The sequence below is a fragment of the Streptococcus suis genome, from assembly GCF_019794615.1.
GTDB classification, from domain to species: Bacteria; Bacillota; Bacilli; order Lactobacillales; family Streptococcaceae; genus Streptococcus; species Streptococcus suis_AI.
In genome coordinates this window covers 29,933-53,186 of sequence record NZ_JAIMDU010000014.1, presented here as the reverse complement: position 1 = coordinate 53,186, position 23,254 = coordinate 29,933, and the positions used below count along the sequence as shown (strand labels likewise).

The window sequence follows — 23,254 nt, the reverse complement described above, 5'->3', positions numbered from 1 at the left end:
ATTGAGGCTCACAAAAGGGAAAAATCGCTACTTAACGTGGCGATTTTTCTTTTTATAGGGTGCTAATCCGGTGATAGGACGGGAATAAATAACTACGGGAATGATTCTTATCGTTTTTCTGTAAAAAAATACCTGCAGAGCTACAGGTATTTTGTTTACTATACTTGTTCTTCTAAACTTGGAAGGAAAATGGTCCGTTTGACCCCATCCTTATCTACAAGTCGAACAACTTTGCTTGTTGCATCATATTCGAAAGCTTCAAAAGAAACTTTGTAACGGTCTGAGAGCGTGACCAGACTTTTTTCAAAGGTTTTGAAGTCCATGCCAAACTCTTCTGCTCTTCGTTTTAATTCTTCTGTAAACTCGTCAATTTCCTCAGTTTCTTCAGAAATAATTTCTTCATCACTTTCTTCCATCTCTGTTTCTTCTGTTGATTCAGATGGTGTACTTGGTGTAAATACTCCCCAGCTATCGTCTGAAACAGGGCGTTCTTGTGGATTAGTCATGTAGTATTTAACCGTTGCTAGGAAATCTTCTAGACTATACCCTTCAGGACTTCTTGCACTGTCTTGGTCAAACCATTTAAAGGATACATAGTGATAGTGATCTTGATGCGGAATCACTAGAGTCCCGTTGCGTACTTCGGTCGCATAGCCAGCATTGTAGGTCAGTGCTTCAAAAGGAACGACTTTCTTCGCTTCAACTCGGTTGTAAATTTCCTCTGCTGTTTCTTTGGCAACTTGTGGCTGTTCTGGCGTTGTTGTCTCGCCTGCAGTTGTTCCTGTTTCAGTTGGTGCAGGTGTTGACGGTGAACTAGAATTAGATTTCTCACGTTGAGCTACCATAGCCTCTGCTGGGATCAGCTCGCTTAAGTAATTCAAATCACTCTTGTTAATCCGACGGTAACCATCTGTAATCACACGTGGGATGCGATAGTTATCCGTACCTATTTTCACTTTTGGATCTAATAGGTCTGCCGGGTCAAAAATATAGCCGTCTTTCGTTGTATATTTTCCTGCTGCCTTAGCTTCTGCCAATTCTTCTGCCGAGTGAACAATTTGCCAATTTTTCAAACCTGCACGTTTCTCAATTGGTGTGACATTTTTAGCCAATTCTTCCGCATCTCGTTTGTCAAGAAGAGCTTGAACAGCCTCCAATTCTGCCTTGGACAAATCTTTCTTCGACACTGAACGGAGTGAACCACCCGTTGCTCTTGGTAAGCTAAAGGCTTGACTAAAGACAAAACTTGCTGGATCCAAGACGTCTTCAGCTGTAAAGATATACCCATCATTGGTTGCAAATTTTCCTTGAGCACGCGCAGCCATCACTTCTTCTGCTGTATAAATAATTTGCCAGTTTTTCAAACCTACACGATTGGTTTTTGGTGTTGCATTTAAAATAGGCGGTACAATGTCTGTTGCTTCTCCATCACCATGTCCACTTGATGTCCAGGCGGACGGACGAATGTCAGGATGTTGCATGATATAACGGATAGTAGCAATTTGCTCTTTGCTGAGCCATGTGTAAGGCAGGACATGTATGTGGTCGATGTGTGGAATAATAAAGGATTGACCCGTATCATAGGTTGCATTAGCACCTTTCATCGGAATGTGATCCATACTAACCAACATAGCCGGTTTAAGATCTCCCTCTGCAAGCGGTGCAACATCAAATACATACTGCTTATCTTTTTCTGCCAATGTTAATTCAGCAAATGAAATGTTCATTAAATCCAATTCATTTCGAGAATATGAGTAGGTTTTGCCATTTAACTCCACATCATAAATCACTTTTTCATCTTGACTGCGTTTCGCAATGACATGCTTGTATTCAAACGCCGGTCTATCTGCTTGTATTGTATCATCAGGTTTTACAGGAGTCTCTTGAATAGGCGTTGAGGGCTTAGACTCATTTCCTTGAGCAGAATCCGTTGGCTTAATGTTACCACTAGCTTGTTCAGTAACCTTGGTCGGATTCTGTTTCCCAGCTTTCTCATTTACCCATTCTTCTACCTGCTTGATTTCGAAATCTTCTAGCTCTCCAAATCCAACATAATGGAAATGATCACCATGACTAGCCACCAAACCTTGGTCATCAACTGAGGTAATAGATTTTTTACTAAAGACATAACCGTCACTAGTGAAATATGACTTACCATCCAACCCTTTCCCATAAGCAGGAATCTGGCGTCCCATGTAAGAAACCATTTTCCCTGTTGTCTGCTTGGGTTTAGTTGGTGATACTGGTAATGTTGGAACCGTCCCAATTGGTCTGACTGGATTGGTTGGTTGTGTCGGTGTATGCTGAGGCTGCCTTGCTTGTTGAGTAGAAGAAACCCCTGATCCATTTAATCCAATCATTCTGGAAATTTTCTCCTCCAGAGGAGACATCTGGCTATAGGGAACAAAATGATAATGGTCGCCATGTGGAACGATAACACCTGTTGCTGTTTTCTTGGTGATTACTCTCGGATCAAAGACCAGGCCATCAGCCTCTACATGGCGCTGAGATAAAGGTGTGGCATCTAATTGAGCCAGCAAACTAGACAAATCTTGTCCTTGCACCACCTGAGTGGTAGCAATCTGCTCTTGTTGACGACTACCCCCACCATATTGATGACCACGAGCTGTATTGACAGTTCCCTTTTGATTCCAGAAGTCTTGAGCAGCCTTTAATTCCGATGCAGAAAGATCCTTTTTCGGAATGAAATGAAAATGGCTTCCATGAGGAACAATAAATCCATCACCTGTATCCTCAATGACATCCGTAGGGTTAAAGACATACCCATCATCGGTTCTATAGCGACCATCCGCACCAGCCTGACCTGTGGCTTGTTTTTTACTATCTGCTGACGAGATTCCCTTTTGTCGCTCTACTTCCTCCTTACTACGGACATTTTTATGCTTGTTGGCATCTTTCAAATAGAGGTAATACTTCCCATCAACTTTTATAACATAGCCATCTTGCACTTCATTGACAATGTGACGATCTTGAAGGACATAATTTGGATCCTTCATCACCAATTCTTCACTAAAAATTGCATCGAAAGGAACCTTTCCATTATAGTAATGAAAATGATCTCCATGTGACGTCACATACCCCTGATCAGTAATCTTAACAACAATCTGTTCCGCATCGATATTTTCCTTGGCAGAAATTTGATCTGGCGTCAGATCTTCCGCAACCGTACTTTGTTCACTCTGACCACCTTCAACATAGGCCACTCGGTTCTTCTGTTCTTCCATAGCTTGGAAACGGCCAAGCTGATAACTACACAGACTCATCCCTAAAACAAGGGTTGCAACAGAACCAACAACAACTTTTTTCTTCATATTCTCCCCTTTCGGTTATTTAAATCTCTTATTTCAACTCCTTAGCCAAAGTTTCTAAAACCTGCTCTAAATTTTCTAAATACGTCGCATTATTTTCAGGATCTGCTTCAAGAGGATCCAATACTTTCAAATCCACTCCAGTCGAACTGGCCAATGCTTGAGCAAGCTTATTTGAAACACCTTTTTCCGTAAAAATCGTTTTAACGTGGTAGGTATCCACAAATTCTTTGACTTCTGCCAGCTGTCTTGGACTCGGTTCTTCCTCTGAAACACCGGCTATTCCCAACTGATTCAACCCAAAACGTTGTGCAGTATAAGAGAAAGCCGTATGTTGGGTTACAAATGTTTTTGAACTTGCTTTAGAAAATACAGTAACATATTTATCAGCTAACTGTTGAGCCTCTTTCTCTAAATCCTTAGCATTTTTTCGGTAATAATCTGCATACTCAGGGTCACTTTCTGCTAACAGTTCCCCAATCGCAACAGCTTCTTGTCCCACCAAAACGGGATCCAACCAAGTATGTGGATCATATAGACTCGCCTCATCAATCCCTTGACCAGCTTCTACATCTTCCAAGCCTGGAACCTTTTTCAAGGGTAGAGTTGTTGAAGCCTCTAAGACTTTGACGGATGACCCTTGTAAATTCGGTTCCAACCGATTCGCCCACGACTCCAGAATCCGTGAGTGATAAATAAAGACATCGGCGTCATAAATAGCCTTAATATCTGCTGCCGATGGTTCATAAGAATGAATCCCCTGCCTTGAACCAATCATTCGGATATCATTCCTTTCACCAGACACTTCCTTAACCAGTGAATAAATTGGGTAAAATGAAGTGACAACCTTCAATCCAGACTGAACCTGACTTGACTCCTTCTGCACTGAACAAGCAACAAGAAAAAAACCAAGTACCATTAAGATACTGCAATGGATTATTTTCTTTATCATAATCTCCTCCTTTTTATTAACCAGTTAACTATACCACAAGATAATTAACCAGTCAAGTATTTGTTTGGATTTATTTACATCAACCAATCCAACATCAAACTATTGCTCAAGAACGAACAAGCCCAGTATTCCTATCCCTTATAGAAACAAGTTAGATCAATTTCATTCCTATTTGCAAACGGTATTTCCTAACTCTCTACAGTTTCCCAAATCATGACCACCCGTCAAACGGGTGGTTTGAACAAGGGCTATAAGCCCACATCACCAGCCAGCGCCTAAAGACGCTGGCTTTCACTTTGTTCAAGCCTCACTGCTTTTGACTCGTCACTAGCCTCTTAAAGAGGCATTCATACTACTTGCCATTATCCCTAAAGGGATCTTCATACTCTTTTACACTTAACTTATCAAGTGCTATATCATGTTTTTCCTGTTCTTGTATATATTTCTTAATTGTGGCTTCATTAAGTCCAACTGTACTTACATAATATCCCTCTGCCCAGAAATGACGATTGCCAAATTTATATTTGAGATTGGCGTGTTTATCAAACATCATAAGAGCACTCTTGCCTTTTAAATAGCCCATAAAACTTGATACACTTACAAGGAATATAAAGCAAATCCTTCTGATAAGGCATTTTTTGAGGAGCATAAGGCTGAAATCACACGCTACGAAACGGCTCTTGCAAAACTAAAAAAGTCCTATTCAAAGCTACCTGATTCAAAGGATATTTTAGATAAACTTGATAAATTGCAAGAAAAAAAGAATACCCTAATGCAAGAGTATTCTTCTACAAAATCTACTATGGACGAGCTTTATAAAATACGAAAGAATTATGGAATTTACATGGGTAAGGAGATGGAGAGATAGTGTTCTCTCCTCTTTTTAAATTTATAAATTTATTTTCATAACTATTTTTTACGAACTCTCATTTTCTTTAGTATTCTATGTGAAATAAAACAGCAACCAATATTTACGATTATGCTAATCAGCAATTCCATAACTGGTGTTTTATATAGTCCCGATAAAACGAATACAGATGATATTGGATATATGGCTCTTACAACTTCCTTTGAGGCAAAGAAAATTCCTATAAAGGAGTATATTTCAGCGATAATCAGAGCTATCCAGTAGCTTCTTTTTACAAGTCCAACGAATGCAATAATTGGAGATATTGCCATAAAAACACCTATTCCAGTTAATACATATACAACAAAATAATGAACTACTTCACTCATGTTTACCGCATTTAAATGCAATACCGCTTCTATAATTAAAGATACCATAAACAATATTAGATAAACAAAAATGCTACCCAACAGAGTAATTACCATTTTTGCAGTAATCATATTACTTTCATCTATCGGTATTAACTTTAATGATTTGAGTACATCTTCTTGTTCCTCACGACAAATAATATATCCTCCAAACAATGCTATCAAACTTGGCAATACAAAATATGTTGTTAAAGACTGCACTTGTAAAATATACCATCCAAATGTGTCTATATACTTTTTCCCACCAAATGAAAATTGTCCTTGAAGAAATACAACTCCCAAAGTCATCATGAGTGCAAATACAAGCAAAAATATCAATTTTGATCTGTGAAGTTTTTTATATTCAGCTAATAAAAGGGTCTTCATTTACCATCCTCTCCTTTTCAATAATAATTTTGTAACTATTGTAAATCCAACTACCCATCCTCCTATACAAAGAAGAGAATAAACTATATTTATATCTTGATTTAATACTATTCCCGGAACATCTCTCAAAACAATTGCTGTAGAGCTCGATAATGGGTGTACATACATATTAACCATCAAAATTACAAATCCCGAAAAAGCATAAACAATCGTCAAACAAATAGGTAAAATATATTTTTTTGTCAAAAATGCGATAGATAAAATGGGAAGCATAGAAACTGCTAAAAGTACACTAATCTCAAAACACTTTCTAATAAGAAAAATACACAAAGAGTAATCTATCTCTATATGATGAATAAATTTCCCAAAAAGAAGTGTAAAGAAAATTGACAAACTCATAAATACTAAAGTGTAAATAAGCATAATTACAAATTTGCTAATCAAAAGCTTCGTCTTTTGTATAGGAACAATCCACAATATCTTAAAAGTATCATTCTCATACTCTGCTGACACAATCATTGTGGAAAATATTCCTAATATAATTGGCAAAATCAGCCATAAATTATAACTAAAGATTGTCCATTTGAAATATTTCATTGCATTATCTGAAAGATCTATATTCCCAAAATATATAGTGGCAAGCAATGGCATTAAGAGTGTTGCCAGAAACATCATCCAAACAATCTTTTTCCTTTTCAATTTAAGAAACTCTACTTTAACTAAATTAAGCAATTCCCTCTCCTCCGGTTATTTTCTTGAAGTAATCTTCCAAAGACTCATTGCATGTTTGTGATGAAATCACTGATATTTCATTCATAACCAACAACTTATTAATTTTTGCCATATCTAATCCATGACTATATATCCTTATATGATTATTATCTTCAACGGAATAATTTGTTATTCCAAACTCTTTTTCCAAAATAGTCGCAGCTTTTGATACATCTGATACTTCCAAAATAATGTACTTTCTATTTTTCTTATTTAATTCTTCCATACTGTTTTCTTCTAATAAAACTCCTTTATCTATAATGCCCACTGTATCAGCAAGGAGTGTTATTTCAGATAGAATATGACTGGAAATCAAAATTGTTTTTCCTTTTTTTACACTCAAATCTTTTATAAAATCTCTAACTTCTGCTATACCTATTGGATCTAATCCATTTGTCGGTTCATCTAAAATTAAAACCTCAGGATCATGTAAAATTGCATTAGCTATTCCCAGTCTTTGTTTCATTCCTAAAGAATAATTTCCAAAGAGTTTTTTATCTTTATATGGCAGACCAACTACTTCTAAAGCATTTTTAACCGCATTAGGAAAAGCCGTTCCTCTTAACATTGCAAATATTTCCAAATTTTCTGTCCCTGTAAGATTAGGATAAAATCCGGGTGTTTCAATAATTGCACCAATTCTTGGATAAATCTTTTTCTCGTTACCTTTTATGTTTTGATTGAAAACACTTACTTCACCATTCGAAATATCCGTAAGACCCAATATCATCTTCATAATGGTTGTTTTACCTGCTCCATTTCGACCTAATAACCCATATATGGAACCTTTTTTGATGTGCAAATTTACCGAATTTACAGCCTTTTGTTCTCCATACACTTTTGTTAAATTCTTTGTTTCAATAATATAATTTTTCATTTTATTTTTCTCCTTAATAATTTTGTCTTTTCATAGATTTTATAGAGAACACAAAAAATAGTGTTCCAATTGTTAAAATAGGTAACAAACAACTAAACTGCGATACATTTAACGAATATCCACCGATACTGTTTTCTACCATTTCTTTGGCAGCCGATGATACATTTTGATAAACCCCTAATAAACTTGCAAGCGGATGTATATGAACTAATATCGAAGCTCCAAATATCCCAATTCCTAAATAAAGCAAGCACATAGAAATAGGTAAAACATAACTCTTAGAAAAAGTAGCAATGTAAATCACTGGAAGCATTGCAATCGGAATTAACAAAGCTGCAAGCACATATAATATTGCTGCCTCTTTTAATGTAATTAAATTAAAATCTATAAAGCCTCCACTTATTACTGCACCAAATACAGATGATATATATGTTAATATCATTAAAAATATAGTTAATAACTCAATCAGAACAAATTTCACCAAAAATACTTCAAATCTACTAACCGAAGTTATTAGTACATTCTTTAAAGTATCATTCTTTTTTTCATCGAAAAATAACATAGTGGAAATTATTCCAATTACGATTGGCAAAAATACAAAGGTTAAATTCTTAAATGCCAAACAATATAAGTCCCCAAAGCTATCCATGATGGGACTTTCTCTTGAAATCGCAAATGCCCTTTCAATTGCAAACAAATTTAAGATAGCAGTTAATATAATAATGCCTATCAAAATTTTGTTTCTCTTCCATTTTTTTATTTCAGCTTTTATTAAAAACATTTTGCACCTCCTTAACAATAAATACTATAAATGATTAACCTTGCCATAATCTTGCGACACCCTTGTTTTTATCTTGTTTCAATAAAAAAAGCCCCAAAAAGAGGCTTTCTAAATCAGCTACTTACATTGCAAACTCCACAGTAAAGACAGTTTTTATGTTAGGTATACTACTTACCCTTATTTTGGCATTATTCACTCTTAACAATTCTTTAGCAATTGATAAGCCAAGTCCCGATCCTTTTGTTAATCTTGAACTATCTGCCTGATACATTCTATCAAATATATATGGTAAGTCCTTTTCACTTATACCATTTCCATTATCTAAAATCATCAAAGTAGCTTTTGTATCCGATTCTTCTAATTTCAAGTGTACTCTATCACAATTACTGTGAATAATAATATTGTTTATAATATTGTTTAAGCTCCTAAAATAGGCATTTTCATCTATCTTTATATAGAATTCCTGTTCCGGAATTTCAATTTCATAACTTATATGTTTTTCTTCAAAAATAGGAATCCAGTCGCTTATCACATTTCTTGTTAATTCATTCAGGTCTTTATCTACAAAAGAAAACTTCCATTCTCCTGAATCCAACTTTACCCAATCAAAGAGTTTTTCTACAAAATCCTTCAAGTAATGTGCCTTACTTAAAGAAATTTTTATATAATCATCCTTCTCATCTCCCGTAACAATTCCCTCTTGCACTGCTTCTAAATATCCAACCAAAGAAGCTAATGGTGTTTTCACATCATGAGACAAACTTGTCATAAGCGATTTATACGCCTGTTCTGACTGCTTTTGTTCTATTAGCTTGTTCTGACTTTGTAGAGTTATCTCATTTATATCATGACAGATCTTTTCTGTAGTTTCATTTTTCTTAATTAAAATTCTGCGATTGTAATCACCATTTTTTATATCAACGAGTACTTCCTGAATCCTGTTTATTTCTTTTTTTATGTTCGTAATTTTTTTTAACAAACAAAAAATTACAAATATCAATAATAAGATTATGATGATTTTTACATCCATATATCATACCCCCTTACTAAAACGATAACCCACGCCCCTAACTGTCAAAATATAAATTGGTTCTTCAGGGTTAGGCTCTATTTTTTTTCGAAGCTTACTGATAAAGGACATGATATTACTATCATCAAAAAGATAATCTTCTTCCCAAACATTCGTATATATTTGTTTTTTTGTAAAAATCCTCCCTTTATTAGACGCAAGAAAATACAATAAATCAAATTCTTTATTTGTTAATTCTATGTTATTATCACTTATTTTTACAGTTCTATTTTCCTTATCTATTTGCATACCATCTATTGTGAGTATATCAGACTGGTCTGTGCTTTTCTGATTGAAATCTATATATCTACGAACCATAGCTTCAACTCTTGCCTTAAGTTCATTTATATTAAATGGCTTTGTCAGATAGTCATCAGCACCTTGTTTAAGTCCATAAATTTTTGAATCATCATCAGACTTCGCAGTCAGCATTAAAACCGGAATAGTGCATTCTTCCCTTATCATCTCCAGAACTTGAAACCCATCAAAATCAGGAAGCATAATATCTAATAAAATCAGACACAAATTATTTGCATTTCGTATTTTCTTATATCCGTCTAATCCATTATTGGCAATATCAACAGAATATCCATCAGTACTTAAACACTTTTTAATTAAATTACATAATGCAATATCATCATCTATAATTATTATCTCTCTCATATCTCATAACTCCATACTTCTTATTCAATATAATTATCATCAAAGGAAAATACATCATTCGGTGTACAATCTAAAGCCTTACATATTTTTTCTAAGTTTTTAAGTGTTATAGGCTTATTTTTTCCCATCTGTGCCATAACATTAGTGGTAATCCCTGCCATAACTATTACATCTGTTTTCTTCAAACTTTTCTTCGCCAATAGTATCCATAATGGTTTATAATTCAATGCCATACTAATCCTCTTTTCTTTGTAACGATTCTCGAAGTAATTATATCACTTTCATTGATTATATTCAATTTTTATTTGATTTTTAAAAGATTGCTTACAACCATTTTTTACATTTTGTCTTTATACAGACTTAATAAACTGAACAAAAAAAGAATACCCTTATGCAAGAGTATTCTTCCTCAAAAAACACAATGGACGATCTTTACAGGATACGAAAAAACTATGGAATTTATATGGGCAAGGAGATGGAGAGATAGTGTTCTTTAGTTTTAATCTGTCTTGCAACCATTTTGTAACTGCCTGATAAGTTCTTTTTGCATCGTAGTAATTACGGCAAAATATCTTAAAATCATCAGCATACCTTACAATGTATATTTCTTTTAGGTTGCTTGTTCTTAAAGCTCTGTAGGTATGGCTTTTTATCTCTGTTCCTTGACTGTTCGTTCTCTGTTTATATGGATAATGCGTGGGCATTGTCAGCCACTGGGAGGACACCCACCAATCTAATTCGTTCAAGACTACATTAGATAATAGCGGTGATAATATTCCGCCTTGTGGTGTTCCCTTTGTCGGTGTAATTACCTTTTTATCGGGCATAACAATATCTGCTTTCAACATTTCCTTAATGATACAAAGTAACTTTTTGTCTTGGATTCCTAAATTCCAAAGTTGCCTTATGAGCTTTGCATGATATACATTGTCGAAAAATCCTTGTATATCAATATCAACCACATAATGTAAGTGCTGTATCTGCATTAGTCTTGCACATTCTGCGATTGCATGTTCCGTACTCCTGTTAGGTCGAAACCCATAGGAGCTGTCATGAAACTTGGCTTCACATATCGGCTCCAATATTTGCAAGATACATTGTTGTACAATTCTGTCTACAATAGTCGGTATTCCTAAAGGTCTTATTTTCCCGTTAGGCTTTAGTATCTCCACTCTCTTTACAGGACGTGGTTTATACCAATGAAACTGTTTTTGTATGAGAGAAATGTATTCTTCTTCATTTAGCCTTGATATTCTCTCTTACTATACTTACTCTTATTATTCTCTATATAGTTAGAGTCAAGATTTTGAACTTCCTGAAGTTCATTTTCTTTACTTCTGAGGTTAAAATCTTTTACTTCTGAAGTTAAGTTTTTTGACTTCTGAAAGTCATTTTCTTTTACCGCTAATATGCTCATAAAGTCTTTAACATATATGACATTCGGCTTACCAAGCCCAAGCCTTACTCTTTCAATCAGTCCGATTCCTTTCTTCATATCGAGTTCATCTAATGTTTTTATAGCTGTCGGCTTTGAGATATTTCTTCTTCTCATAATTTCTTCAACAGTAAAATAGATAAATACCCTGCCATCTTTGTCTATCCAGTTATTCTTAAAAGACATTCCTGTCCGTTTAAGAAGCATTGAATAAAGGATAATCGCTTCAGCGGATAATCCCTTAAATTCTTCTCCGTCTACCAATATTTCAGGTACTTTTAGAAAGTTAAATCTTTCTGCTTCTCTATTATAGAAATAGTCAAAGTCCATCGCTTCACCTCCCTCCTTAAAAATTGGCAAAGAAAAAGACGATAGTTTTTCTTCTATCGCCTTTGGTAACCATTTGTATGAATTTTTTTAGATTGATTTTATTGCTTCATTGATTCCCTGAAGGAATGCTATAACAGCTGCTCCGACCATCGGTATTCCATAAGGACTTAACAAAAATCCTAATACCAATGCCTCAATGCCAAGTGATATATCTTTTTGCATAAATGATCCTATTGCAGCAACTATACACATCAGCATTAAGAAATACAGAATAGTTGTTCCAACGCCAAGTAAAAATGTTAGAAACGCTGTAAATATGCTCAATAGCAGACTTATTGGAAAAAGGATTATTTTTATTATCCATCTCATTTATTTTTCACCATCCTTGCAAAAGGGAGTCAAGATATAGTTAACTCAATCACTTTCTTATATCTTGTGAAACCTCCATTTCTCTTTCTTCTATAAATTTTAAAATAGGGATACAGTGCTGAAAGCCCCGAATTATCAAGCTTTTTTCTCTGTATCCCTATTATATCTCAAGCCCACTTTGTATGTGATAAACTATGTGCCTTTTGCGCCATATTTTTCTCCTTTCGCTTTACAATAGGCTTGAACACCTTTATTGTATCGCGTTTGGAGTTTTTTTGGTATAACCTTCGTCGCGCACCCGCATAGCGGGTGGTTAATTTGTCACGCACCTTACGGAGCGTGACGGACTAAAAGTCACATAATAAAAAACCCGACCATAGGTCGAGTTTTATCATAACCAATTATTTTACAGTTGCAGTGCTTGTGATCACTTCTACTGCTTTCTTCACAGCGATATCGTGTTTAAGCATTTCTGATGAAAGCAAGTTGCGAACTTGTTCCACTTCCATGTTGTATGTTGCTGCCAAGTCTTCGATTTCTTTGTTGATTTCTTCTTCAGTTGCTTCAAAGCCTTCTGCTTGAGCTACTGCTTCAACAACCAAGTTTGTCTTAGTACGTTTTTCAGCATCGGCTTCGTATTGTTTATGCAAGTCATCTTGAGTTGTACCAGTGATTTGGAAGTACATATCAGGTGATATACCTTGTTGTTGCAAACCACCTAAGAATTCGTTGATTGCACGATGAACTTCTTCGTGAATCATTTCTTCTGGCAATTCAACGATTTCAGCGTTTTCAACTGCCAATTCAAGAGCTGCTGATTCAACTGCATCATCAAATGCAATTTCTTTTGCTGTTTCTAATTCTTTACGGTATTTCGCTTTCAACTCATCAAGTGTTTCAACTTCTTCGTCAATATCTTTAGCTAATTCATCGTCTAAAGCTGGAACTTCTTTTGCTTTTACTTCATGGATTTTTGTTACGAAGAGTGCTGGTTTACCTGCAAGGTCAGCTGCTTGATAGTCTTCTGGGAAAGTAACTTCAACATTTACTTCTTCACCAGCTGCATGACCTACCAATTGTGCTTCAAATCCTGGGATGAATTGACCTGAACCAAGTCCAAGTGAGAAGTTTTCACCTTTACCACCGTCAAATTCAACACCATCAACAGAACCAACAAAGTCGATGACAACAGTGTCACCTTCTTCAGCAGCACCTTCTTTGATGACCAATTCTGCCAAGTTATTGCGTTCACGTTCGATTTTCGCATCTACTTCTTCATCAGATACTTCTTTAGTTGCTTCTACTGAAACTGTCAAGTTTTTGTAGTCACCCAATTTTACTTCAGGTTTTGTCACAACTTCAGCATTAATAGTCCAGTCTTGACCTTTTTCCATAGATACAACGTCGATTTTTGGTTGTGCAACGACTTCAAGACCAGCTTCAGTAACTGCTGCTTCATAAGCTGCTGGTAAAAGAGCGTTAACTACATCTTGGTAAAGTGCTTCTTCACCAAATTTTTGGTTGAAAACGGCACGTGGCAAGTGACCTTTACGGAAACCTGGAAGATTGATATCTTTCTTAACTTTGTTGAAAACGCGGTCCAATTCTGGTTTAATCGCATCTTGACCGATTGTGAAAGTCAATACACCGCGGTTTGTTTCTTTTGCTTCAAATGATACAGACATTCTGTCATTCTCCTTAAAATTTTATTGCATACTCTTCATTATAACACAATTAGCAAGGATTTCAACGATTTTATAACGGACTTTTGGGAAATGGCAGAGCTGGGAGCTAATCTGGTTGTTGTCCGTCATGGGCCAGCCACTTGCAGTCTGTCAAGCTCATTTCGGAGAAGACCGCTTCAAAAGAAGAATCTTCTGGCGAGCAGGCATAAATACCGAAATGGATTTTACCACTGCCTTCATGTAAGTGGCAAATCCGCATCTGCTCAAAATGGACACCGTCTTTAGAGTTTTCAATGCAGAAATCGCTACCTCGTCGGCTCAAACGGTAATAGATAGACTTGACAGAAGCAGGAATTTCCTGAGTTGCCCAGTCTGAAAAACCGTGATTGGTCACGACACTGCCCAAGTGCTGAAAGTCTTCATTTTCATACTCAATCGAGCCCTTAATCCAGTTTTCCGAGTCCTGATAGACCACGACACCACACTGGTCAAAGCGGGTATGACTATTGGAAAAATCCGTCTTAACAGTGAAGGAGAAATACTCTTCCTCCGTATCCATCAAGAGCAGGGGAGCATTGTCATTGACAAAATGGTAATAGGTCTTCTGCCACAAGTCCGTATGAGCTTGGGTTGTGATTCTGATTTCCTTATCTGAAATCTGGTAGTTTTCTGGTTCTCGTACCCAGTAAAAATTCTTGGTGTTCATTTGATTTCCTTTCATTTTTAGACCATTATACAGGCAAAAGAAAAAGAAGACAAGTAACTCAATCAACTCTTTCAAGAGCAAGCTGGGGTGATTTTGGGGACTTTGCAGGCCTTGTATCGTCAAGAGTAGTTGGTACTATTCCTCCAAAAAGGCTATCAAGGCTGTTGAAAAGGCCTCTGCATTTTGGAAGATAGATCCGTGACCCGCATTTGGATAGATGATCAGTTGGCTGTTTTTGATTTTCTCATGCATGATATAAGAGTTCTCAGTCGGAACTTGCATATCCTTGTCACCGTTGACGATCAGCGTTGGTTGCGTGATAAAGGCCATATCTTCTTGAGGAACTCTCCCCCAGCGTTTGATAGCCTTCAGCTGGGTTAAAAATCCTGGAACATTCATGTCATTGTCTGCATACTCAGCTTTTCTTTCTCCCATACGACCCAGAACTTTTTCAGCTTCCAGTCGGCCTGCTTCATCATGATTGTAGAAGATGTAGCGTTTTGGATCCACGCGCTCCAGACCTGCCTTCAGCATATAGCGGAAGGTTTTTCCTGTCACCTTATCCACTTCAACACCGCCACGAGGTCCTGTTCCTGCTAGAATCAAGCGGTTAACCATTTGACTATCAAGACGAACGATTTCTTGGGCGATAAAACCACCCATAGAAAGACCGAGAAGGTTTATTTTCTTATATCCGAGAGCCTTGATAATGGCAACTGCCTGCTCTGCCATTCCTGGAATAGTAGGAGCTACCTTGCCTTGACTGGCTCCGACGCCAGGCAGGTCAAGAACAATGACATGCTCTTTTTCAGCTAGTAAATCTAGCAATTTGGGATCCCAGTTATCCAAGGTTGCGGCCAAATGGACCAACATGACCAAGGGAAGTTTGGACTTACCCTTGCCTAGTTCACGGTAGGCAATCTGATTGCCTGCGACAGTAATGTATTGGTTTTTGGTATCGATATAAGACATGACTTCTCCTATTTTTCAAAACAGAGGACAGTTTTTCCTCGTGAGCGACCGTTGGCTACCTTGTCCAAGGCTGCGTTGACTTCTTCAAATGGATAAACGGTATCGATAGACGGTTTGATTTCCAACTTGCTGAAAATATCTGCTACTTCTTGTAGCTGTTGACCATTACTTTCAACGAAAATGAAATGGTAGTGTACGCCGTAGCTTGCCGCCATCTTGTCAAACTTGCGTCCGACTTGACCAAATAGGATTTGTTTGCATTTTGGCAGGTTCATGCGTTTGGCAAATTCGCCATTTGGCATGGCACGGAGGGAAACCAGGTGACCACCTTTTTTCATGATAGACATCTGTTTCTCAGTTTCTGCACCGCCAAGTGTGTCCAAGACATAGTCGATTTGGGAAAGGGTTTGGGTATAATCTTCTGTCTTATAGTCGATAAACTGGTCTGCTCCCAATGCCAATACTCGCTCTGCATTTGCCCCGTCACCGTTGGTAATAACGGTCAAACCCATGGCTTTAGCAATCGGAATAGCCATACCACCGACACCACCAGTACCACCTGAGATGAAAATGGTCTTGCCAGCTTCTGCACCCATGAGGCTTAGTGCCTGCATAATTGTCAAGGCTGTCAGAGGAACAGCTGCCGCTTCCACATCCGTCAAATAGGCAGGAACTTTGGCAAGGGCAGTAGCCTCCACCGCTACATACTCGGCAAAGGCACCAATATTGTCGAGAGGAAGACGACCAAAGACACGGTCACCAACCTCAAACTTGGTGACACTTGAGCCGACTTCTTCCACCAAACCAACGATTTCATTTCCCGCTGTTTGTGGCAATTTGTAAGGGACAATCATCTTGACATCTCCACGAGAAATCATGTTATCTAGAGGATTGACACCTGCCGCGGTCACTTTGACAAGAACCTGGTCTGGTTTGATGTTCGGTTTAGCAATGTCAGTTAGGTTAAGTGCGATATTGTTTTTGTTATAAGATGTGTGTTGTGCTGCTTTCATGGTTTACTCCTTTTATTTGTAGACTTGTATCTAATACAAGTCTAAGTTATGCTAAATAGAAACTGACTTGTGAAAGTCAGTTGGATTTTTTTGCCTCTTGATACAAGTTAGCAATGACCTGGGCCAAGCTTTCTTGGGATAATCTGTCCTGCAAATCCTGCTCAATGGTCGCAAAGATTGGTTGGACAGCTCCTGCAATGTGCCGACCAACTGGGCAAGCTTGATTGGCGTGTTGGTGCTGTTGAAAGAGCTGGATATGCGTGACTTCCTGGGTGGCATAGTAGATGTCCAGGAGGCTGATGTCCGCCGGATCCTTGCTCAACTCATAGCCAGCCTTGCCCTGCTGGGACTGTATGATGCCTGCATTCTTCAAGAGAGCGATGACCTTGCGGATATAACTGGCATTGGTACCAACACTTGTTGCCAAGGCCTGCGACGTCATGACATCACTACTCTCGCTAATCATGGTCAAGATATGCAGAGCTACTGAAAATTTGGTATCCATGGAAATCCTCCTTCTGAACTTGTATCAACCACAAGAACAAGTTTGGCATAATAAAATCTACTTTGCAAGGATTATATTTTCAAAAAAATCACAACCATTTGGCTGTGACTAATTTTTCCGTATCTGATCTTCCTGATAAGCCGCACGGGCTCCACCAATCAATTTTGGTCGGCTAGCAAGTGCCGTAACATGGGCTTGTCCAATTTCACGAAGGCTTGGTCTAACTGGAACCTGCACATGTTTGACATGCATGCCGATAGCCGTATCACCGATATCCACGCCCGCCTGAGCAGTGATAAATTCCACTTCGACTGGATCCTTCATATACTTGAAAGCTGCCAGCTGTCCAGAACCACCTGCATGAAGATTAGGCAAGACATTGACTATTTCCAAGTCTTTCTGAAACGCCAATTCCCTTTCCACAACCAAGGCACGATTGAGGTGTTCACAACCTTGGACTGCTAAATAAATCCCCTTCGGCTCCAGGATGTCCAAAATCGTTTCAACAATCACCTCACCGACCTCCAGACTGGAGTTTTTGCCGATATGCCCACCGATGACCTCACTAGAAGACAAACCTAGTACAAAAATCTGACCCTTTTGAAGATTGCTGAGCTCTAAGACTTCCTCCACAATTTGCTGGGTTTGCTGTTTAATTTCGTTTAAAGACATGATTTACTGCACCAATTCTTTCTGCCGCCTGAGCTAGTAAATACCCCAGAACGAGACCTACTACATTTTGCAAGATATTTGCTACAAGACCCGTTACAGCATCTGCAACATTATACATTAAACTAGATGCTACAAAATAGCCACCGACCATGGATACAGTCGCCAAAACAAGACCAAGCAGCTGTTTCTTGCCTGTCCAACCAGCAAAGTAACCTTGTGCACCGTGAAAAACTAGACTAAAGAAAGCCCACTGGGGATAGCCCAACAGAAAATCGATTAAGAGACCTGACAATCCACCAACAATTGCTCCTTCTTTCTTGCCCAAGTAAAAGGCTGTAAAGAAAATACCTACATCCAATAGGGTAACAAAGCCTGTCGGAGTTGGCACATGAATAAAGGCCAAAACCAGGCTAAGCGCCGTCAAAATCGCTAACAAAACGACATCCTGTGTTTTCTTATTTCTCATATTGAACCACTCCATAATCATCAGACGTCTCGATTGCCCGGAAGACAAACTCTTTCGATAACCGAACAGCCTCTAAAGAATCCTTGCCAAGTAACAGTTGACTGGCAATGCTTGAAGCAAAGGTACAGCCCGCACCGACATTATTACTGGTCAAAATTGGTGATTCCAACACCTCAATCGTTTGCCCATCATAATAAACATCAATCGCCTTATCTTTATCTAAACGATTACCACCCTTAATCACCACATGTTTAGCCCCTAACTCGTACAAATCACGCGCCGCTTGCTTCATCTCTTCGACAGTTTTAATGTCTCTTTGGATCAATAGCTGAGCTTCTGCCAAGTTTGGAGTGATAATGGTCACATATGGGAAAAATTTCAAGAGTTCGTCACGCAATTGGCTAACCTCTGTATCATGCGTTTCCTTGCAGACCAAAACAGGATCTAGCACCACAGGAATATCTTGGTGGGCTTGAATGACTTCCAAAGCCTGCTCTGCAATTTCAACATTTGGAAGAAGTCCAATCTTAATTGCTGAGAACGGAACGTTCTTCAAGCTAGTAAGCTGATGAGCGAAAATAGTCGAATCCGTAGGAAATACTTCGAATCCCTTCTCTGTCATAGCTGTCAAACAGGTGACAGCAACAAAGCCATGCAATTTATGAACAGTATAGGTTGTTAAATCTGCATGGAGTCCACCACCGCTGAAAATATCATTACCTGAAAGCGCCAAAATATAATTAGTCTTCATAAATAATCTCCTTTAAATATAAGCCATTACCAGCAGCAGTAGGTCCAGCCAAATCGCGATTTTTTTCTTCTAAAATTCTCTTAATTTGGTGAACAGGCATGCGACCATTCCCAATTTTTAGGAGGGTGCCCACCATATTTCGAACCTGCTTATATAAAAAGCCATTGCCCGAAAAAGTAAAAATCAAAAATTGTCGTCGCTGGTCATATTCTAGTGTTGCAGACGTGATGGTTCGCACCTTATTTTCTACTGAAGTCCCAGAAGCTGTAAAACCAGTGAAATCATGCGTCCCCTCTAAGTCTTTGATGGCTTCTCTGATCAAAGAAAGGTCCAGATCATAAGGATAAAAGGTAGCATAATGCCGCATCATGGGATTTTTAGGTCGACCGATATCCACTAGAAATTCATAAGTTTTACTATGTTTGGCATAACGACAATGAAAATCATCCGCTACCTGCTCCACCTTGACCACATCGATATCCTCCGGAGTTTGCGTATCTAGGGCAAAACGAAGCCTTTCCTCATCTCGAGTACCCAGCAAGTCAAAATGTATGACCTGGCCATAAGCATGCACGCCTGCATCTGTCCGACCTGCACCATGCACTGTTACTGAGTGACCACTGTTCAACCGTTTCAAGGTTTTCTCGATTTCTTCCTGAACTGTTCGAGCATGAGGCTGACGTTGAAAACCAGAAAAATCATGCCCATCGTAGGAAATAATTGCTTTATATCTTGTCATGTTCTGATTGTAGCATAGGTGTATAGGATGAACAATACAGAAAAAACTCAACTGTCCTATCACAGATTTAATCCCATCTATTTTGACTTTTCTAAAATACGCATAATAATGAAGTCAAAAGAATGACATACCGTTCATCAATTTTTCCTGATACCTAGGTACCTCTGTTGAACAACAAATCATAACACTTCAAGAACCCCGCATTACAATAAATTAGGTGCTCACTTCGTCCACAACCGAGTCCATCGTTGACACCTCTTGTAAAAAGGATTATAATGAAATTGCACTTGATTAGAATTATTCTTAAAAAGAGGAGGAGGTACGAATGGAATTACATTCTCATCTTAATGCAGAACACCAGACCGCCTTTGAACATGTTATTCAACATCTGAAAGAAAAGAGAATTCGGATAACCGAAACCAGGAAAGCTGTTGTTGCCTATATCATTGAAAGCGACGATCATCCTAGTGCGGAGATGATTTATTCGGATCTTTTACCTAACTATCCGAATATGAGCTTAGCGACAGTATACAATAACCTCAAGGTTTTGTTAGAAGAAGGTTTTGTTACTGAGCTGAAACGTGCGAATGACACTACTACCTACTATGATTTCATGGGACACGAACACCTCAATGTTATTTGTGAAAAATGTGGAAAAATCACGGATTTTATGGATGTGGAAATTCCTAGCCTCAAGAAAGAAGCACATGAGCAAACTGGCTATAAAAAAACTAAAGAAGTCTTATCTATTTATGGAATTTGTCCAGAATGCCAACAGCTTAAAAAATAAATAGTGAAGTGACCGTATCGCACTTCTCATTCAGACAAGCATTGTAATGATGTTTGTCTTTTTGTTTTCACCAATCATCTTTGCCAAAAATCTTAGAATTGTCAAAATTTTGTTATTTAGAATTGTTATAATTAATCTTGACAATTTAATTATAACTGTTATAATTAAATTATAAATAATAATTATTCTAATTAAGGAACTACGATTATGAAACTAGTAACCCTTTTTAAAAACAATATACATATTCTAACGACCAGTCTTTGCCTACTCTTTATTTTGATTGGTGTCTTGTTACTTCATATTGGTCTAGAACCATTTGCTGCACCAGCATTCATTCTAGCTTTTCTAATTGGTGGGTATCAGTCCGCCAAAGATGGTCTTTCCGAACTCATTTTTGATAAACATTTATCAGTTGATGTTCTGATGATTTTAGCTGCTATTGGATCTGGGATTATTGGTTACTGGATGGAGGGGGCCCTTCTCATCTTTATCTTCTCTCTTTCAAATACTTTGGAAGAATTGGCGATGGAAAAAAGTAGAAATGCCATCGCTTCACTGATGAACATGACACCACCCACAGCTCGTAAAATCGAAGAAAATGGGGACATTACAGTTTTAGAAACAGCAGATATTCACATCGGTGATTTCTTACAGGTTCGTAAAGGGGACACTGTTCCCTTGGACGGACGGTTGATGAGCGGTCAATCTATTTTTGATGAGTCAATGATCACTGGTGAGCCTTTGCCTGCTGAAAAATTGATGGGCGCCACAGTTATCGGCGGAACCATTAACCAAGGTCCAACTGTAACCATTCAAGTAACAGCTGAAAAAGGTGATGCTTTGTTTGACAAAATTGTTCAGATGGTTGAAAATGCACAGGAATCAAAGTCCAAAACGGCTACCTTCATTGAAAATATGGAAGATACCTATGTCAAAGTTGTACTCGTAGCAGTTCCCATTTTTATTCTCTTTGTACACTTTGCATTAGGATGGGACTGGTTGAACTCCTTCTATCGTGGTATGATTCTGTTAACCATTGCATCCCCATGTGCACTAGTCGCTAGCTCTTCACCTGCGACACTTTCTGCCATCAGCCGTGCGGCGCGCAAGGGCATGATTATCAAAGGCGGTGATATTGCGGATAACATTGCCAACTTAGAAGCTATTGTTTTCGATAAAACAGGTACATTAACCATTGGGAAACCAGAAGTTGTCGGGGCAACCTATCTTGGCGATGAAAAGCTAATCAATGAAATTGTTCAAGCAGTTGAAAAACAATCTAGCCATCCTATCGCTCAAGCTCTTCAGAATTATACCGTTGACAGCTCTGCTATTGTCCTCCAAAACCTTAAAGACCTAACTGGTAAAGGTTTGGAAGCCGAGTACGAGGGAAATCGCTGGAAAATCGGTAAATCTGGCTTTGTGGTAGAAACGCTGGTCAAACCACTTTCTACTGACTTGATTGCACACATTGATCAAGCAGAAGGCACGGGTAAAACCTTGGTCTATGTCAGCCAAAACGATCAACTAATGGCTATCTTTTTCATTGAGGATCGTGTAAAACCAGAGACTAAAACCCTGATAAGTCAATTGAAGGACATGGGAGTAACGCCTATACTCCTAACTGGGGACCAAGAAAAGACAGCCCGATATGTAGCTAGTCAAGTCGGTATCGAACGCGTCATTGCCAATTGCCTACCAACCGATAAGGCCTCAATCATCCAAGAGTTGCAAAAAGAGTTTGCTTCCGTTGGTATGGTTGGAGATGGGATTAACGATGCCCCAGCTCTTGCTCAAGCTAATGTCAGCTACGCTATGGGAAGCGGTACAGATATTGCGATGGAATCAGCGGATATTGTTCTCATGGAAGACTTGACTCGGATTCCGTATTCTGTCCGCCTATCTAAAAAAATGCGTGGAATTATCAAACAAAATATCATTTTTGCCCTCTCAGTCATCGCAGTTCTCATCATCTCTAACCTCTTCCAATCAATTAATCTCCCACTCGGAGTAGTTGGTCATGAAGGCTCCACAATTCTTGTGATCTTGAATGGACTGAGACTCCTGTATTTTAAATAGCTTCAAACCGCCAGGTAGTTGGCGGTTTTCTTATTATTCTTTTTTTAAAAAAACGCTTGCATTCCAAAAATTATTGTTTTATAATAATTTTGAAGATGATATTATCATAAAACAATAATAATTGGAGGTTTGCTATGAAAACCAATCTACTCAAAACAGCTGGACTATTAGCTGGTTGTGTTCGCTATTTCTTCTATTTCACGATTGCTCTTTATACCATCTTTACATTGGCTGGTCTTGGAGGCGACTCATTTGTGATAGGCTCTTGGGAATACACCTTTAACAAACCCATTGACCAGATTAGTGTTTGGCTCATTCTTTTAACGACTGGATTGATTCTAGTTGTCTTAGTAGCACTCAGTCATATTGCCTACCTGATTCAAAAGCTATGCAAGTTATTTCTGGAAGAAGATTATTTCGCTTCAGCTAGTCTGGAACTTTATCAGAAACTCTTCATCAGTTTGCTCGTCCTGACTGCTGGGCAATTTTGCCTAACCAGCTTGATCGCCTTGACAAATGCTGCTGGAGCAAACAACTTCCTCAATCTGCGTTGGTCAGATTTCATCCTCAATGCCCTCTTTATCTTCCTGACATATTTTGTCTGGACCTTAGTACAAAAGGGGCAACAACTTGAAACCGAGAACAGTGAGTTTATCTGA

Annotated in this window: 22 protein-coding genes and 4 pseudogenes; 4 read left to right on the top strand and 22 right to left on the bottom strand. The window is 38.1% G+C overall.

Annotated elements, in window-relative coordinates; translation table 11 throughout:
• Nucleotides 1–158 precede the first annotated feature (158 nt).
• The 3 genes and pseudogenes from K6V43_RS05370 to tnpA form a co-directional block, all read right to left on the bottom strand.
• On the bottom strand, nucleotides 159–3,332 hold the full coding sequence (locus K6V43_RS05370) for a pneumococcal-type histidine triad protein (protein WP_222382093.1): 3,174 nt from the start codon (nucleotides 3,330–3,332) through the stop codon (nucleotides 159–161).
• Nucleotides 3,333–3,360: 28 nt separating this feature from the next.
• Complete coding sequence (locus K6V43_RS05365; protein ID WP_222382090.1) at nucleotides 3,361–4,281, bottom strand: metal ABC transporter solute-binding protein, Zn/Mn family; 921 nt, start codon at nucleotides 4,279–4,281, stop codon at nucleotides 3,361–3,363.
• A 352-nt stretch (nucleotides 4,282–4,633) separates the two neighbouring features.
• A pseudogene (gene tnpA / locus K6V43_RS05360) lies at nucleotides 4,634–4,882 on the bottom strand (IS200/IS605 family transposase); the annotation flags it as partial.
• Between tnpA and K6V43_RS05355 the strand changes: the two are divergent.
• Nucleotides 4,880–5,149: pseudogene (locus tag K6V43_RS05355) on the top strand (relaxase/mobilization nuclease domain-containing protein); the annotation flags it as partial. The pseudogenes tnpA and K6V43_RS05355 sit on opposite strands and share 3 nt — an antisense overlap.
• A 41-nt stretch (nucleotides 5,150–5,190) precedes the next feature.
• On the opposite strand, the gene K6V43_RS05350 reads toward K6V43_RS05355, so the two are convergent.
• The 19 genes and pseudogenes from K6V43_RS05350 to truA form a co-directional block, all read right to left on the bottom strand.
• On the bottom strand, nucleotides 5,191–5,922 hold the full coding sequence (locus K6V43_RS05350) for an ABC transporter permease (protein ID WP_009644461.1): 732 nt from the start codon (nucleotides 5,920–5,922) through the stop codon (nucleotides 5,191–5,193).
• Nucleotides 5,923–6,654 (bottom strand): ABC transporter permease, encoded by a 732-nt coding sequence (locus K6V43_RS05345; protein WP_024403494.1) that lies wholly within the window; start codon nucleotides 6,652–6,654, stop codon nucleotides 5,923–5,925.
• On the bottom strand, nucleotides 6,647–7,570 hold the full coding sequence (locus K6V43_RS05340; protein ID WP_009644465.1) for an ABC transporter ATP-binding protein: 924 nt from the start codon (nucleotides 7,568–7,570) through the stop codon (nucleotides 6,647–6,649). Before K6V43_RS05340 ends, K6V43_RS05345 begins: the two co-directional genes overlap by 8 nt.
• 13 nt (nucleotides 7,571–7,583) lie before the next feature.
• The gene (locus K6V43_RS05335) at nucleotides 7,584–8,351 is read right to left on the bottom strand and encodes an ABC transporter permease (protein ID WP_099810467.1); all 768 of its coding nucleotides are present in this window, start codon (nucleotides 8,349–8,351) and stop codon (nucleotides 7,584–7,586) included.
• Nucleotides 8,352–8,472: 121 nt separating this feature from the next.
• Complete coding sequence (locus tag K6V43_RS05330) at nucleotides 8,473–9,381, bottom strand: sensor histidine kinase (protein ID WP_099810468.1); 909 nt, start codon at nucleotides 9,379–9,381, stop codon at nucleotides 8,473–8,475.
• Nucleotides 9,382–9,384: 3 nt separating this feature from the next.
• Nucleotides 9,385–10,083 carry a response regulator transcription factor gene (locus K6V43_RS05325; protein ID WP_024403497.1) on the bottom strand — a complete coding sequence of 233 codons (699 nt, stop codon included), beginning with the start codon at nucleotides 10,081–10,083 and terminating at the stop codon, nucleotides 9,385–9,387.
• Nucleotides 10,084–10,103: 20 nt separating this feature from the next.
• Nucleotides 10,104–10,316 carry a helix-turn-helix domain-containing protein gene (locus K6V43_RS05320; protein WP_024403498.1) on the bottom strand — a complete coding sequence of 71 codons (213 nt, stop codon included), beginning with the start codon at nucleotides 10,314–10,316 and terminating at the stop codon, nucleotides 10,104–10,106.
• Between the two features lie 261 nt (nucleotides 10,317–10,577).
• A pseudogene (locus K6V43_RS05315) lies at nucleotides 10,578–11,342 on the bottom strand (reverse transcriptase domain-containing protein); the annotation flags it as partial.
• A pseudogene (locus K6V43_RS05310) lies at nucleotides 11,333–11,848 on the bottom strand (replication initiator protein A); the annotation flags it as partial. The pseudogenes K6V43_RS05315 and K6V43_RS05310, both read right to left, overlap by 10 nt.
• Nucleotides 11,849–11,935: 87 nt before the next feature.
• Nucleotides 11,936–12,217 (bottom strand): CD1845 family protein, encoded by a 282-nt coding sequence (locus tag K6V43_RS05305; RefSeq protein WP_024403500.1) that lies wholly within the window; start codon nucleotides 12,215–12,217, stop codon nucleotides 11,936–11,938.
• A 401-nt stretch (nucleotides 12,218–12,618) separates the two neighbouring features.
• Entirely contained in the window at nucleotides 12,619–13,902 is a 1,284-nt protein-coding gene (tig, locus tag K6V43_RS05300; protein WP_222382088.1) for a trigger factor, read from the bottom strand.
• Nucleotides 13,903–14,008: 106 nt separating this feature from the next.
• The gene (locus tag K6V43_RS05295) at nucleotides 14,009–14,608 is read right to left on the bottom strand and encodes a DUF1349 domain-containing protein (RefSeq protein ID WP_136671852.1); all 600 of its coding nucleotides are present in this window, start codon (nucleotides 14,606–14,608) and stop codon (nucleotides 14,009–14,011) included.
• A gap of 135 nt (nucleotides 14,609–14,743) precedes the next feature.
• Nucleotides 14,744–15,580, bottom strand: coding sequence for an alpha/beta fold hydrolase (locus tag K6V43_RS05290; RefSeq protein WP_024391074.1), 837 nt, complete (start codon nucleotides 15,578–15,580; stop codon nucleotides 14,744–14,746).
• Between the two features lie 8 nt (nucleotides 15,581–15,588).
• On the bottom strand, nucleotides 15,589–16,593 hold the full coding sequence (locus tag K6V43_RS05285; RefSeq protein ID WP_222382085.1) for an NADP-dependent oxidoreductase: 1,005 nt from the start codon (nucleotides 16,591–16,593) through the stop codon (nucleotides 15,589–15,591).
• A 76-nt stretch (nucleotides 16,594–16,669) separates the two neighbouring features.
• Nucleotides 16,670–17,098, bottom strand: coding sequence for an Rrf2 family transcriptional regulator (locus tag K6V43_RS05280; protein ID WP_044677141.1), 429 nt, complete (start codon nucleotides 17,096–17,098; stop codon nucleotides 16,670–16,672).
• Between the two features lie 108 nt (nucleotides 17,099–17,206).
• Nucleotides 17,207–17,770: a TIGR01440 family protein gene (locus K6V43_RS05275; protein ID WP_222382082.1), complete on the bottom strand. Its 564-nt coding sequence runs from the start codon at nucleotides 17,768–17,770 to the stop codon at nucleotides 17,207–17,209.
• Nucleotides 17,751–18,236, bottom strand: coding sequence for an ECF transporter S component (locus tag K6V43_RS05270; RefSeq protein ID WP_024397066.1), 486 nt, complete (start codon nucleotides 18,234–18,236; stop codon nucleotides 17,751–17,753). Before K6V43_RS05270 ends, K6V43_RS05275 begins: the two co-directional genes overlap by 20 nt.
• Complete coding sequence (locus K6V43_RS05265; RefSeq protein ID WP_222382080.1) at nucleotides 18,226–18,987, bottom strand: bifunctional hydroxymethylpyrimidine kinase/phosphomethylpyrimidine kinase; 762 nt, start codon at nucleotides 18,985–18,987, stop codon at nucleotides 18,226–18,228. Before K6V43_RS05265 ends, K6V43_RS05270 begins: the two co-directional genes overlap by 11 nt.
• Nucleotides 18,977–19,726 (bottom strand): tRNA pseudouridine(38-40) synthase TruA, encoded by a 750-nt coding sequence (truA, locus tag K6V43_RS05260; protein WP_024397064.1) that lies wholly within the window; start codon nucleotides 19,724–19,726, stop codon nucleotides 18,977–18,979. The genes K6V43_RS05265 and truA overlap by 11 nt, the downstream gene beginning before the upstream one ends.
• Before the next feature lie 325 nt (nucleotides 19,727–20,051).
• On the opposite strand from truA, the gene perR reads away from it, so the two are divergent.
• The 3 genes from perR to K6V43_RS05245 all read left to right on the top strand — a co-directional run bounded on the left by perR (nucleotide 20,052) and on the right by K6V43_RS05245 (nucleotide 23,254).
• Nucleotides 20,052–20,516, top strand: a complete 465-nt coding sequence (gene perR / locus K6V43_RS05255) for a peroxide-responsive transcriptional repressor PerR (RefSeq protein WP_222382077.1) — start codon at nucleotides 20,052–20,054, stop codon at nucleotides 20,514–20,516.
• A 207-nt stretch (nucleotides 20,517–20,723) separates the two neighbouring features.
• Nucleotides 20,724–22,595 carry a heavy metal translocating P-type ATPase gene (locus K6V43_RS05250; RefSeq protein ID WP_222382075.1) on the top strand — a complete coding sequence of 624 codons (1,872 nt, stop codon included), beginning with the start codon at nucleotides 20,724–20,726 and terminating at the stop codon, nucleotides 22,593–22,595.
• Between the two features lie 134 nt (nucleotides 22,596–22,729).
• On the top strand, nucleotides 22,730–23,254 hold the full coding sequence (locus tag K6V43_RS05245; RefSeq protein WP_160863715.1) for a hypothetical protein: 525 nt from the start codon (nucleotides 22,730–22,732) through the stop codon (nucleotides 23,252–23,254).